This window comes from Acidovorax sp. SRI_002 (assembly GCF_057586455.1).
In genome coordinates, this window is record NZ_JBYCZW010000011.1 from 158,265 (window position 1) to 170,491 (window position 12,227).

The 12,227-nt window shown below is 66.3% G+C and carries 11 protein-coding genes; 6 read left to right on the top strand and 5 right to left on the bottom strand.

The annotated features are described in order from the left end of the window. Window positions 1-26 precede the first annotated feature (26 nt). A complete protein-coding gene (locus AC2YJX_RS25480; protein ID WP_487257644.1) occupies window positions 27-1,028 on the top strand; it encodes a GlxA family transcriptional regulator in 1,002 nt (333 codons plus the stop codon). 328 nt (window positions 1,029-1,356) lie between these two features. Here the strand turns inward: AC2YJX_RS25480 and AC2YJX_RS25485 are convergent, their stop codons facing one another. Continuing rightward, the gene (locus AC2YJX_RS25485) at window positions 1,357-2,346 is read right to left on the bottom strand and encodes a Bug family tripartite tricarboxylate transporter substrate binding protein (protein ID WP_436130526.1); all 990 of its coding nucleotides are present in this window, start codon (window positions 2,344-2,346) and stop codon (window positions 1,357-1,359) included. Between the two features lie 41 nt (window positions 2,347-2,387). Continuing rightward, on the bottom strand, window positions 2,388-3,857 hold the full coding sequence (gene argH / locus AC2YJX_RS25490) for an argininosuccinate lyase (protein ID WP_055395063.1): 1,470 nt from the start codon (window positions 3,855-3,857) through the stop codon (window positions 2,388-2,390). Window positions 3,858-3,909: 52 nt separating this feature from the next. On the opposite strand from argH, the gene AC2YJX_RS25495 reads away from it, so the two are divergent. Both AC2YJX_RS25495 and AC2YJX_RS25500 read left to right on the top strand, forming a co-directional pair. Continuing rightward, window positions 3,910-5,208, top strand: a complete 1,299-nt coding sequence (locus AC2YJX_RS25495) for a sensor histidine kinase (RefSeq protein WP_487257645.1) — start codon at window positions 3,910-3,912, stop codon at window positions 5,206-5,208. After that, the gene (locus AC2YJX_RS25500) at window positions 5,189-5,947 is read left to right on the top strand and encodes a LytR/AlgR family response regulator transcription factor (RefSeq protein WP_055394454.1); all 759 of its coding nucleotides are present in this window, start codon (window positions 5,189-5,191) and stop codon (window positions 5,945-5,947) included. The genes AC2YJX_RS25495 and AC2YJX_RS25500 overlap by 20 nt, the downstream gene beginning before the upstream one ends. 59 nt (window positions 5,948-6,006) lie before the next feature. On the opposite strand, the gene ppk2 is transcribed toward AC2YJX_RS25500, so the two are convergent. Next, the gene (gene ppk2, locus AC2YJX_RS25505) at window positions 6,007-6,921 is read right to left on the bottom strand and encodes a polyphosphate kinase 2 (RefSeq protein WP_218299068.1); all 915 of its coding nucleotides are present in this window, start codon (window positions 6,919-6,921) and stop codon (window positions 6,007-6,009) included. A gap of 119 nt (window positions 6,922-7,040) precedes the next feature. Here ppk2 and AC2YJX_RS25510 point away from each other — a divergent pair, with 119 nt between their 5' ends. Both AC2YJX_RS25510 and AC2YJX_RS25515 read left to right on the top strand, forming a co-directional pair. After that, window positions 7,041-8,108, top strand: a complete 1,068-nt coding sequence (locus AC2YJX_RS25510; protein WP_370628600.1) for a transporter — start codon at window positions 7,041-7,043, stop codon at window positions 8,106-8,108. 85 nt (window positions 8,109-8,193) lie between these two features. Continuing rightward, window positions 8,194-9,045, top strand: a complete 852-nt coding sequence (locus AC2YJX_RS25515) for a plasmid replication/partition related protein (protein ID WP_487257646.1) — start codon at window positions 8,194-8,196, stop codon at window positions 9,043-9,045. A 3-nt stretch (window positions 9,046-9,048) separates the two neighbouring features. Here AC2YJX_RS25515 and AC2YJX_RS25520 read toward each other — a convergent pair whose 3' ends face one another. Next, window positions 9,049-9,900 (bottom strand): SirB1 family protein, encoded by an 852-nt coding sequence (locus tag AC2YJX_RS25520; RefSeq protein WP_121422607.1) that lies wholly within the window; start codon window positions 9,898-9,900, stop codon window positions 9,049-9,051. Window positions 9,901-9,982: 82 nt separating this feature from the next. After that, window positions 9,983-11,548 carry a murein biosynthesis integral membrane protein MurJ gene (gene murJ / locus AC2YJX_RS25525; RefSeq protein ID WP_121419265.1) on the bottom strand — a complete coding sequence of 522 codons (1,566 nt, stop codon included), beginning with the start codon at window positions 11,546-11,548 and terminating at the stop codon, window positions 9,983-9,985. A 199-nt stretch (window positions 11,549-11,747) separates the two neighbouring features. On the opposite strand from murJ, the gene rpsT reads away from it, so the two are divergent. Beyond that, window positions 11,748-12,050 carry a 30S ribosomal protein S20 gene (gene rpsT / locus AC2YJX_RS25530; protein ID WP_008905691.1) on the top strand — a complete coding sequence of 101 codons (303 nt, stop codon included), beginning with the start codon at window positions 11,748-11,750 and terminating at the stop codon, window positions 12,048-12,050. The last annotated feature ends 177 nt before the right edge of the window (window positions 12,051-12,227 follow it).

Consider the following 12,227-nt stretch of genomic DNA (forward strand, 5'->3'; position numbering starts at 1 on the left):
AGCGGCGCCTTTTTCAAGAACTTGTCATGCAGGACACCACACCTTCCCCCATCCACGTGTACTTCGCCCTGCTGCCTGGCAGCCTGGTGCTGGACTGGGCGGGCCCGGCCGAGGCGCTGCGGATTGCCAACCAGACCCTGGTCGCCCTGGGCCAACCAGAGCGCTTTGTGCAGCACTTCGTGAGCCCCACGCCCGAGTCGATGTCGTCCGTGGGGGTCGCTGTCACCGGGCTGGCGCCGCTGCCTGACACACTGCCCAGCCCCGCGTGGGTGGTGCTGGTGGGCCTGGCAGGCCACCACATCGACGTGAGCGGCGCCGAAGCCCAAGCCCTGCTGCACTGGCTGCGCGGCCTGCGCCCGGTGGCGGGGCAGCTGGAGCTGGTCACCGTGTGCGCGGGCGCGGTGCTGGCCGCCCATGCAGGGCTGCTGACCGGCCGGCGCGCCACCACGCACCACCTGCACCTGGACGAGCTGGCCCTGGTAGACCCACGCTGCGACGTGGCCGCCAACCGCGTGTTCGTGGCCGATGGCCCCATCTACACCAGCGCAGGCGTGACCACCGGCATCGACCTGCTGCTCCACCGCATCTCCGACATCTGCGGCCCCACGGTGGCGGTGCAGGTGGCGCAGGCCATGGTGATCGGGCTGCGCCGGGGGCCGGACGACCCGCAATTCTCGCCGTTTCTGCACCACCGCAACCACATGCACCCCGCACTGCACCGCGTGCAGGATGCCGTGGGCCAGCAACCGCAGGCCGACTGGAGCGTGCCGCAGATGGCCGAGGTGGCACACACCTCGCCGCGCCACCTCACGCGGCTGTTTCTGGAACATGCGGGCATCGCCCCGCTGCAGTACCTGCGGCGCATCCGCCTGGCCACGGCCGAGGCCGCGCTGCGGTCTGGCCAGAACGTGACGCAGGCGGCGCTGATGGCGGGGTTCAGCTCCGACACCCAGCTGCGCCGGGCCTGGCACCAGTTCGGGCGCGGAGGCACGCCGTCGCAGGGTACGGGCCGGGCGCGCGCGCACTGAACTGCGGGCACCGGCCCGCTTCGCAGCCTCGGCCACGGCCCCAAAAGGCGCCCGCCGCGACGGCACAGACACTGCCATGAAAGAGCCACTGCGCCGATGAGAATGAACGTCTGCAGGCCCCGCGCCCGCAGCAGACTCTGGACACCCTGCCCGAGGAGCGCTTTGACCGGGTCACGGCTTTTGCGGCGCACCAATTCAAAGGCCCGGCCCAGCCTTAGAAATCTGCAGCACGTGAATCCGCAGTTTGAATTTCCGCAATTCGACCGTTCTCAGGAACTGGAGGATGCAGCGGCATCCGCTCGAATGACCACACCAAGCACGCCCTGGCCTACTGCGCCACAAACCCGCTGGTCTTGATGATGCGCGTCCAAGCCTCGGTGTAGGCCGCCTGGCGGGTGGCCAGCTGCTGCGGTGTCATGTAGCCCACCGTGAGGCCCATGGCCGTCAGGTGCTCGCGCACATCCGGCATCGCCACCACCTTGGACAGGGCGATGGAAAACTCGGTGATGAACTTCTGCGGCGTGCCGGCAGGAGCGTAGATGCCGTAGTACGGCAGGTCTTCAAAGCCCTTGAGGCCCATTTCGTCGAACGTGGGCACATCGGGCATGGCGGCCTGGCGCTTGGTGCCGAGCACGCCCACCACGCGCACCTTGCCCGCCTTGTGGTTCTCGATGAAATCCTGCACCGAGGCGACGCCTGCACCGATCTGGTTGCCCAGCATGTCGGCCATCATGGGCGCGCTGCCCCGGTAGGGGGCGGACACCAGGTCGATCTGGTACTTCTGCCCGATCAGCTTGACCAGGAATTCGGGGGTGGAAGCTGGCGCCGGGATACCCACGGCCCCCTTGCCCTGGCCCGCCGTGCGCACCCAGTTGACGTAGTCGCCGAACGACTTGGCGGGCGTGCCTCCAGAGACGGCAAATGCATTCACAAAGGTGGCAAAGCCGCCGACGGGAACGAAGTCGCGCACCGGGTCGAAGCCGGCGTTCTTGACCACCTGGGGCAGGATGGAGATGGTGTGGTCGTGCGTGATGAACAGCGTGGTCCCATCGGGCACTGCGGCTTTGAGCGCCTGGGCCGCAATCTGGCCCCCGGCGCCAGGGCGGTTCTCCACCACCACTGGCACGCCCAGTTCGTCCTTGAGCTTCTCGGACAAGGTGCGCGCAATGGCGTCCGAACCACCGCCGGGCGGGAACCCCACCAGCAGGCGAATGGGCTTGGCCGACTGCGCCGACGCGAGCCCCACGGTCAGCGCAGCCCCCAGAAAGGCGCTGGTGCGCAAAAGACGGGACAAAAGGCTGCGGCGGGATGGGGTCATGGCAAAAGCTCCAAAAGGATGTGCAATGGGCACCGCAAAAATCAGGCCAGGCGTGCCCGGTGGCGCGCAAGCTGTGCACGCACCTGGGCCGGGGCCGTACCTCCCAGCGTATTGCGGGCGTTGAGCGAGCCACGCAGGCTCAGGCACTCGTACACATCCTTCTCGATGGCGGGGTGAAAGCCCTGCAGCACCGTCAAAGGCAGCTCCGACAGGTCGCACGCGTGCGAGGTGGCCGCCTTCACCGCATGGGCCACGGTTTCGTGCGCGTCGCGGAAGGGCAGGCCCTTTTTCACCAGATAGTCGGCCAGGTCGGTGGCCGTGGCGTAGCCCTTGAGGGCGGCCTGCTCCATGGCCTGGGCGTTCACGGTGATGCCGCCTTCTTTTTGGCCCGTGGCGGGGTTCAGCTGGCCGCCCACCATCTCGGCAAAGATGCGCAGCGTGTCCTTGAGCGTGTCCACCGTGTCGAACAGCGGCTCCTTGTCTTCCTGGTTGTCCTTGTTGTAGGCCAGGGGCTGGCCTTTCATCAGGGTGATCAGGCCCATCAGGTGGCCCACCACGCGGCCGGTCTTGCCGCGCGCCAGTTCCGGCACGTCGGGGTTCTTCTTCTGCGGCATGATTGAGCTGCCGGTGGTGAAGCGGTCGGCGATCTTGATGAAGCCGAAGTTCTGGCTCATCCAGATGATGAGTTCTTCGCTCAAGCGGCTCACGTGCACCATGCACAGGCTGGCGGCGGCGGTGAATTCGATGGCGAAGTCGCGGTCGCTCACGGCGTCCAGGCTGTTCTGGCACACGCCCTCCATGCCCAGAGTTTTTGCGACGCGCTCGCGGTCCAGCGGGTAGGTGGTGCCGGCCAGGGCCGCGCTGCCCAGGGGCAGCACGTTGGTGCGGCGGCGCACGTCGGCCATGCGCTCGGCATCGCGCTTGAACATTTCCACATAGGCGAGCATGTGGTGGCCAAAACTCACGGGCTGAGCCACCTGCAGGTGGGTGAAGCCGGGCAGGATCACCTCGACGTTCTGCTCGGCCACATCCACCAGCGACACCTGCAGCTCTTTCAGCAGGTCGCCGATCAAATCAATCTCGCCGCGCAGCCACAAGCGCACGTCCGTGGCCACCTGGTCGTTGCGGCTGCGGCCGGTGTGCAGGCGCTTGCCGGCATCACCCACCAGCTGGGTCAGGCGGGCTTCGATGTTCAGGTGCACGTCTTCCAGGTCCAGCTTCCATTCGAACGCGCCGGACTCGATTTCCGACGTGATCTGGGCCATGCCGCGCTGGATGGAGGCGTGGTCGGAGGCAGAGATGATGCCCTGCGCGGCGAGCATCTCGGCATGTGCCAGGCTGCCTGCAATATCCGCCTGCCACAGACGCTTGTCGAAGAACACGCTGGAGGTGTAGCGCTTGACCAGGTCGCTCATGGGCTCGGAAAACAACGCCGACCAGGCCTGGGCCTTGGTGTCGAGCTGGTTGTGGGACGGCGCAGAGTCAGCGCTGGTGGCTTGGGCTTTGGACATAAGGAGGGCAATAATCCGGAGGTTCAGACACCCGGACAACCCGGGCGCCGCAATGCAAAACACGCAAATTTTATCGACCCAGCCCCCGCTGCCCGATTCTGGCCCGCCAGAAAGGTCTGCGCGCAGCGTGCGGGCGGCCGCTGGCGCCGGGCCGGGCGGGCAGCCGCCGCGCGGACGGGCCCTGGTGTTTGACGCCTGCCAGGTGGGCGTGGTGCTGCGGGCCGTGCTGTTCGTGGAGCTGGTGGTGGGCGTGGGCGCGATGTATGGGGCGGGCAACCCTGTGGAATGGCTGGCCACCCTGGCACTGCTGACGGGCGGTGCGCTGCCCGCCACGCTGCTGTGGCTGGTCACGGCCTGCAGCCTCAAGACCGTGCTGCAGCGACTGACCACCGTGCAGCAATACCTGGCGGGCGTGCTGCTGGGTGCCCTGGCCGGGGCCTATGCCTGCGGCATGCTGGCGCTGGTGGCGCAGCCCACCTCGGCCCCCTGGCTGGCCAGCGCCGCCACGGGCGCCCTGCTGGCCGCCATGCTGGTGGCAGCGCTGGTGCTGCGCGCGCGGGGCCGCACGCCCGCGGCCACCACGGCGCGCTTGACGGAGCTGCAGTCACGCATCCGCCCCCATTTTCTGTTCAACACGCTCAACAGCGCCATCGCGCTGGTGCGCGAAGAACCGGCCAAGGCCGAATCGCTGCTGGAAGACCTGTCCGACCTGTTTCGGGTCGCCCTCATCGAGCAGGGTGAATCGACCACGCTGGCCGAAGAAATCACGCTCGCGCGCCGCTACCTGGGCATCGAAGAGGTGCGCTTTGGCAAACGCCTGCAGGTGCAGTGGAACCTGGACCCCCGCACCGACGGCGCCCGCCTGCCCCCGCTGCTGCTGCAGCCTCTGGTGGAAAACGCCGTCAAACACGGCGTGGAGCCCAGCGACCGGGGTGGCAAGCTCCGCGTGCTGACCGAGCTGCGCGGCAGCCGTGTGGTGGTGCGCATCACCAACACCCTTCCCCCCAAGGAAGGCAAGAACGGCCATGGCAATGGAGAAGACACCGCGCCCCGCGGCCACGGCATTGCGCTGGCCAATGTACGTGCGCGGCTGGCGCTGTTGCACGATGTGCAGGGCGAGTTCACCGCTGGCGTGCAGGATGGCCTCTACCAGGTGCGCATTACCCTGCCCGCCCCCGCCCCCCAGCCCCGCCCCCGGGGTGGGCGCAGCACAGCACCGCCCGCGCGCCGCAGTTCTGGCAACCCCGGCAACCGCCATGGCAGCCGCGCGGCGCCGTTCCAGCGCCGCATGGTGGACAGCCCCAACGACAACAACAGCCCCTTGAGAGACCATGAACATCCTGATCGTTGACGATGAAGCCCTTGCGCGCAGCCGCCTGCGGACCCTGCTGGCCGATTGCGCCCAGGCCCAGCCCGCTCAGCGCATGACGGTGGCCGAGGCCTCCAACGCGAGCGAAACCATGGCACTGCTGGGGCCCACGGGCGGACGGGGTTTTGACCTGGTACTGCTCGACATCCACATGCCCGGCCAGGACGGCCTGGCCCTGGCCCACACCCTGCAGACCCTGCCCCAGCCCCCGGCGGTGGTGTTTGTGACGGCCCACGCCGACCACGCCGTGAGCGCGTTCGAGCTGGACGCCACCGACTACCTGACCAAGCCCGTACGCCGCGAACGCTTGCAGCAGGCACTGGCCAAGGCGCAGCGCAGCGCACGCCCTTCCGCACCCGCCCAGGCGCCCAGCCTGCCCGAAGGCGAAACCCTGCTGATCCAGGACCGGGGCCGCACCGAACGCCTGCCCCTGGCCGAGGTGCTGTACTTCAAGGCCGAGCAGAAGTACGTGACCGTGCGCACCACCACCCGCAGCTACATCATGGACGGCTCGCTCAGCGAGATAGAAACCAAGTTCGCCCCGCGCTTCCTGCGCATCCACCGCAATGCGCTCGTGGCCCGCCGCGCCGTTCGTGCACTGGAGAAACACTACGACCCCGAAGAAGGCGAAGGCTGGGCGGTGCGGCTGCAGGGATCCACCGAATTGCTGGCGGTCTCCCGCCGGCAAGTCGCGGCTGTGCGAGAGGAGCTGGCGCGCTGATTTTGGCCGCTAGCGCTTGATAGACAAGCGCAGATAGCTATAAATTTAATAGCAATTCTTCAATACACCTCGGGCACGTACATGCTCGCGGGCACCGGCTGGCGCAGGTATTCGGGGTTGCGCACCCGCTCGGGCAGCACCACGGTCGGGTGGGGCACGTCCTGGTAGGGCAGTTGCGACAGCAGGTGGGCGATGCAATTGAGGCGGGCCTTTTTCTTGTCCACCGCCTGCACGACCCACCAAGGCGCCTCGGGGATGTGGGTGCGCTCCAGCATCGTCTCTTTGGCCTTCGTGTAGGCCTCCCAGCGCACGCGGCTTTCCAGGTCCATGGGGCTGAGCTTCCACTGCTTGAGCGGGTCGTGGATGCGGCCCAGAAAGCGCAGATGCTGCTCTTCGTCGGTGATGGAGAACCAGTATTTGACGAGTGTGATGCCCGAGCGCACGAGCATCTTTTCAAACTCAGGCACGGTGCGGAAGAACTCTTCGTATTCGTCGTCGCTGCAAAAGCCCATCACCCGCTCGACGCCCGCACGGTTGTACCAGCTGCGGTCAAACAGCACCATCTCGCCGGCCGCAGGCAGGTGCGCCACATAGCGCTGAAAGTACCACTGGGTGCGCTCGCGGTCATTCGGTGCGGGCAGCGCGGCCACACGGGCCACGCGCGGGTTCAGGCGCTGGGTGATGCGCTTGATCACGCCGCCCTTGCCGGCTGCATCGCGTCCCTCGAACAGGATCACCACCTTCTGGCGGCTGTGCTGCACCCAGTCCTGCAGCTTGACAAGTTCACCCTGCAACTGGAACAGATCCTTGAAATACTGCTGGCGCGCCAGGCGATCGGTGGGCTGCGGCGCGCCGATGTCGTCCACATTGCGGTCCTCGATCTCCAGCTCCAGCTCTTCGTCGTAGCTGTCGATGAGGTCGTTGGCGATGCGCTGCATCAGCTCCTGGGTGTCAAGGGTGTTGCTGTGGAACATGGTGCCGTCCGGCGGTGCAAAAAAAGATGGCGCCATGGTGGTACCGCCAAGTGACAGGACCGTGACACGGGTGTGATCTGTCACGGCCATGTCATGTGCAGCAGCCAGGATGCAGGCCCGTGCCCTCCGCTCCCCCCGCCCCTCACCGCCCCAACGCTGCGCCTGCAGGCAACAGCCTGAACTATGGGGGTGATGCCGCCGGGCTCATCTGCGGCTACCTGCTCGCCGCAAACACCGCGCCGCGCGAGGTCGATACCGTGCAGGCGGCGCAGTGGCTGGCAAGCATTCCATCAGGAGCCGCACCGCAAGGGCAGTTCCTGTGGCTGCATTTCAACCTCAGCCACGCGCAGGCCGTGCGCTGGATGGAGCGGCATGCCGATCTGCCCGAAGCCTTTTTTGACGCGCTCAAGGACCGTTCTGTGTCCACCCGCATCGAGCGCGACGACGACACGCTGATCGCGGTGCTCAACGACGCACACTTTGACTTTGCGTTCGAGCCCTCGGACATCGCCACCCTGTGGACCAGCGTGGCGCCGCACCTGATGGTGACTGGGCGCACACGCCCGTTGCGGTCGGTGGACGCACTGCGCACCGCCGTGCGCAGCGGCAATGCGCCCTGCTCCAGCGTGGCCCTGCTGGCCGAGCTGATGCGCACGCAGGCCTCGGGTCTGGTGGACATCGTGCGCGGCGTGACCCAGCGCATCGACGACGTGGAAGACGCGCTGCTGGCCGGGCGCCTGGACCACAAACGCGCACGCCTGGGTGTGCTGCGGCGCCTGCTGGTGCGCCTGCAGCGGCTGCTGGCGCCCGAGCCTGCGGCGTTGTTCCGCCTGCTGCAGCATCCACCGGCCTGGATGGGATCGGACGATGCGCAGGAGCTGCGCGACTCCACGGAAGAGTTCTCGGTGGTGCTGCGCGACATGCAGGGGCTGCAAGAGCGCATCAAGCTGCTGCAGGAAGAGATCGCAGCCAGCGTGCAGGAAGCCAACAGCCGCAGCCTCTTTGTGCTGACGGTGGTGACCGTGCTGGCCCTGCCCATCAACATCCTGGCCGGCCTGTTCGGCATGAACGTGGGCGGCGTGCCGCTGGCTGACAACGGGCACGGCTTCTGGATCATCGTGGCCGTGGTGGCGGCCTTTACAGCGGTAGCGGGCTGGCTGGCGCTGCGGGGCACGCGAGACCAGTAGTGCCCAGGGCGGCGCCCTGGCCCAGGACTCTTGTCGGGGCCTCTACAATCGCGCCCCTTCCCCGCTCCCGATTGCCTGCCCTGCCATGAACATCGTCGTCAACGAAGAACTCAAAGCCTATATCGAACCCCTGACCCCCGACGAACACGAGGCGCTGGAGCGCAGCATCCTGGCCGAAGGCTGCCGCGACGCGCTGGTGCTGTGGGGCGATGTGCTGGTGGACGGCCACAACCGCTATGGCATCTGCCAAAAGCATGGCCTGCCGTTCCAGACCGTGCAAAACCCGCGCTTTCAGTCGATGGAAGACGTGCACCTGTGGATGATCGACCAGCACCTGGGACGCCGCAGCGTATCGGATTTCCAGCGCGGTGTACTGGCGCTGCGCAAGCGCGAGATCATGGCCGACCGCAAGGCCCGCGCAACGACGTCCACAGACACCGAAGCGGCCACCACCACCCCTGACACCCCCGAAGCTGCGGCCGCCCTGCCCGCACCCTCGCCCCTGGACAGCCGCGAAGCCATTGCCAAGGCCGCGCGCCTGAGCAGCAGCCAGGTGGTGATGATCGAAAAAATCCAGAAGCAGGCCGCACCGGAACTGGTGGCGGCCGTGAAGTCCGGCACCATCTCCATCAATGCGGCAGCTGCCGTAGCCACGCTGCCCGCCGAGGAGCAGGTGGCAGCCGTCGTGGCAGGCAAGGACGAACTCAAGCAGGCCGCCAAGCGCGTGCGCGAACTCAACAAGCGCAAGCCACGCGAAGAAGCGCCATCGGACGAAAGCCCTGCGGCCAAGGACGCCAGCCCGGGCTCCGAAGCGGGCGCCGATGAACTGCAGGCCCTGCGGGCCCGCGTGGCAGAACTGACGGCAGAGAACACCGAACTGCGTCGGCAGGTGGCGCAATTGCAGGCGGCACTGCCAGAAGGCAGCGCGCCGTTCTGAGCGTCAGCCGTTGGCGTTGCGCAGCGCGCTCAGCCGGTCAGCGATCAGGTCGATGTCGAGCCCGTCTTCGGCGTGGGCCAGGTAGGCTTCCAGATCGGCCATCGCTTCGAGGGTGTTGCCCCGCTCGGCATGGGCCAGCCCCCGATCGCGCCGCTCGCCCCAGGCGTCAGGCAGCAGTACGATGAGCCGGTCGAGCACGGTGATCAAGCGCTGCCAGTCGTGCTGCGTGCGGTGCACCTCTTTCAGATTGCGCAACATGCGCGCAATGATGTCGCGCGGTGTGGCCGCCTGCAGGTACAGGCCCAGCGGCACGTCGTAGTCGTCCACCAGGCCGTTGCGGCGCTTGTAAGGCTCCAGCCGTTCGGCAAGCTCTTCGCGGCTGAGCGACTGGCCCGAGATCGGGTCCAGCACCACCTGTCCTTTGGGCAGCAGCACCTTGACCATGAAGTGCCCGGGGAATGCAATGCCCCGCGCATGCAGGCCCAGGCCCTGGGCCAGCTCCATCCACAACACGGCCAGGCTGATGGGGATGCCCCGGCGCGTTCGCAGCACGGCGTTGAGATAGCTGTTTTCAGGGTCGTAGTAGTTATTGATGTTGCCGCCAAAGCCCAGGTCGACAAAGAAAAACTGGTTGAGCGTGCGCAGGCGCTGCAGCGCAGGTGCGTCGGCAGGCAGGCGGCGCTTGATGCGCGCAAGCAACTGGTCCATGTCGCCCAGCAGTTGCTGCATGTCGAGCTCAGGGTATTCGTCCTGCGCCAGGCTGGCCGCTGCCTCCAGCAGCGGGAAGTGATCATCGCTTTGCACCAGCGATGCAAAGTACTCCAGCGAGGTGGGTACGGAATAGCTCAGTGACATGGTGGTGTTGTAAGTGCCGGGGCGGGCGGCGTCAAGCGACAGAAAGCCCTTCTTGACAGGGCATTTGTGGCCTTCGGTGAAATCAGCGCCGCAGCAACTGGCGCAGCTTGAGCCCGGCTGCCCACAGCGCGCCAAAGTACAGCACGGCAGCAGCAGCCATGAGCGCCGCCAGCAACCCTATCCGCTGCAGGGTTTGCCCCCTCATTTCCACCCAGTCGAAATGCTGCGCACCCCATACCAGCAGCACGGCCAGCAAGGCGCTCGCAGCGATCACCTGCAGGGCGAACTTGCCCCACCCCGGCAGGGGCCGGTAGCTGCCGCGCCGCAGCAAACCGATCAACAGCCAACCGGCATTGATGAGTGCGCCAATGCCGATGGTCAACGTCAGGGCCGCATGCTGCAGGTAACGCACCAGCACCAGGTTCATCAACTGGGTCAGCACCAGCACCGCCACCGCAATGAGCATGGGGGTACGCATGTCATGTTTGGCATAGAAGCCCGGCGCCAGCACCTTGATGGCCACAATGCCCACCAGGCCCACGCCATAACCCGTGAGTGCCAGGGTGGTTTGGCGCACGTCCTGATCGCCAAAGGCCCCATAGTGGTACAGCACCGCCACCAGCGGCTCTGAAAAGACCAGCAAGGCCACCATGCAGGGCACGGACAACAGCACCACCAAGCGCAGCCCCCAGTCGAGCATGGCCGAGTACTGGTCGTCGTCCTGCTTGGCGCGGGCGCTGGCCAGTTGCGGCATCAGTACCACACCCAGCGCCACGCCCAGCAGCGCGGTCGGCAGCTCCATCAGGCGGTCTGCGTAGGTGATCCAGCTCACGCTGCCTGTGGGCAGGTGCGAGGCAATCTGCGTATTGATCAGCAGGGATATCTGCGCCACGCTCACCCCCAGCAGCGCGGGCAGCATCAGCCGTGCCACTTTGCGCGTGGTGGGGTCGGACCAGGCGGCACGAATGGCCGCCCAGCGCACCCCAATGCGCGGCAGCAACCCCAGGCGCACCAGCGCAGGCACCTGGATGGCCAGTTGCAGCAAGCCACCCAGCATCACCCCCGCCGCCTGGGCGTAAATGGGCTCGATGCCATGGCGGGAAAACCAGGGTGCGCCCACCGTGATGGACAGGATCAGTGCGATGTTGAGCAGCACCGGCGACGCCGCCGGCACTGCAAACTTCTTCCAGGTATTGAGAATGCCCCCCGCCAGCGCCACCAGCGACATGAAGCCGATGTACGGGAACATCCAGCGCGTCATGGTGACGGCGGCGTCAAAGCCCTGGGGCGACTGCTTGAGCCCGCTGGCCATGCCCCACACCATCCAGGGGGCGCCCAGCACGCCAGCAATACACAGCAGCACCAGCGTCCATGCCAGCAAGGTGCCCACATGGTCGATCAGCGCGCGGGCACTCTCTTCGCCCTCCTGGGCACGGGTGGCGGACAGCACCGGGACAAAAGCCTGGCTGAAGGCGCCCTCGCCCAGCACCCGCCGGAACAGATTGGGGATACGAAATGCCACATTGAAGGCGTCCGTCATGGCACTAACCCCAAAGACGGAAGCCATGAGAAGCTCTCGCACCAGCCCGGTGATGCGGGAGGCAAGGGTCAAAAGGGAAACGGTGGAGGCGGCTTTGAACAGTGACACGGGCGGGAGTGTATTCCCCCTGAGCCGCTTCGCGCCTTCCCCCAGAGGGGGACGCACCCTGTGGCCCGGCAGAGCCGGTTCCAGGGGTACGCTAGCGATGGCGCTACGCCGGTTTTGAACACCATGGCGATGAACAAACAGCCTTGGGCTATAATCGCGGGCTTTGCTGGCATCATCCACAGACCCAAGGAACTAAATCATGGCATCCGCTAAACCCAAGAAAAAGAACCCGCGCCTGGCGTCGGGCCGCAAGCGCGTCCGTCAGGACATCAAGCTCAACGCTGCGAACACCTCGCTGCGCTCCAAATACCGTACCGCTGTCAAGAACGTCGAAAAGGCTGTTCTGGCTGGCGACAAGACCAAGGCGACCGAACTGTTCGCCAAGATGCAAGCCGTGGTGGACACCGTGGCTGACAAGGGCATCTTCCACAAGAACAAGGCTGCTCGCGACAAGAGCCGTCTGTCTGCCAAGGTGAAAGCCCTGGCACTGGCAGCCGCCTAAACCAACCCCTCCGCCTGCCCCGGCAGGCAAACAGCCCGAACGGCATATGCCGTTCGCCGTTTGTAACGGGTGCGCTGCCAGCAAAAGAAAAACGAATTAAACCGCCTTCAGGCGGTTTTTTCGTTTCTGGGCGGGAAGCAAGCACCGAGCCAAAGGGCCGGACGTGTGAGGTCCCTG

Bases quoted from the DNA above. Each gene is read 5' to 3' on its own strand.
- AC2YJX_RS25500 (WP_055394454.1), top strand. From the start codon at position 5,189: ATGAACATCCTGATCGTTGACGATGAAGCCCTTGCGCGCAGCCGCCTG.
- ppk2 (WP_218299068.1), bottom strand. From the start codon at position 6,921: ATGTTCCACAGCAACACCCTTGACACCCAGGAGCTGATGCAGCGCATC.
- AC2YJX_RS25495 (WP_487257645.1), top strand. From the start codon at position 3,910: ATGCAAAACACGCAAATTTTATCGACCCAGCCCCCGCTGCCCGATTCT.
- AC2YJX_RS25485 (WP_436130526.1), bottom strand. From the start codon at position 2,346: ATGACCCCATCCCGCCGCAGCCTTTTGTCCCGTCTTTTGCGCACCAGC.
- AC2YJX_RS25520 (WP_121422607.1), bottom strand. From the start codon at position 9,900: ATGTCACTGAGCTATTCCGTACCCACCTCGCTGGAGTACTTTGCATCG.
- argH (WP_055395063.1), bottom strand. From the start codon at position 3,857: ATGTCCAAAGCCCAAGCCACCAGCGCTGACTCTGCGCCGTCCCACAAC.
- rpsT (WP_008905691.1), top strand. From the start codon at position 11,748: ATGGCATCCGCTAAACCCAAGAAAAAGAACCCGCGCCTGGCGTCGGGC.
- AC2YJX_RS25480 (WP_487257644.1), top strand. From the start codon at position 27: ATGCAGGACACCACACCTTCCCCCATCCACGTGTACTTCGCCCTGCTG.
- AC2YJX_RS25515 (WP_487257646.1), top strand. From the start codon at position 8,194: ATGAACATCGTCGTCAACGAAGAACTCAAAGCCTATATCGAACCCCTG.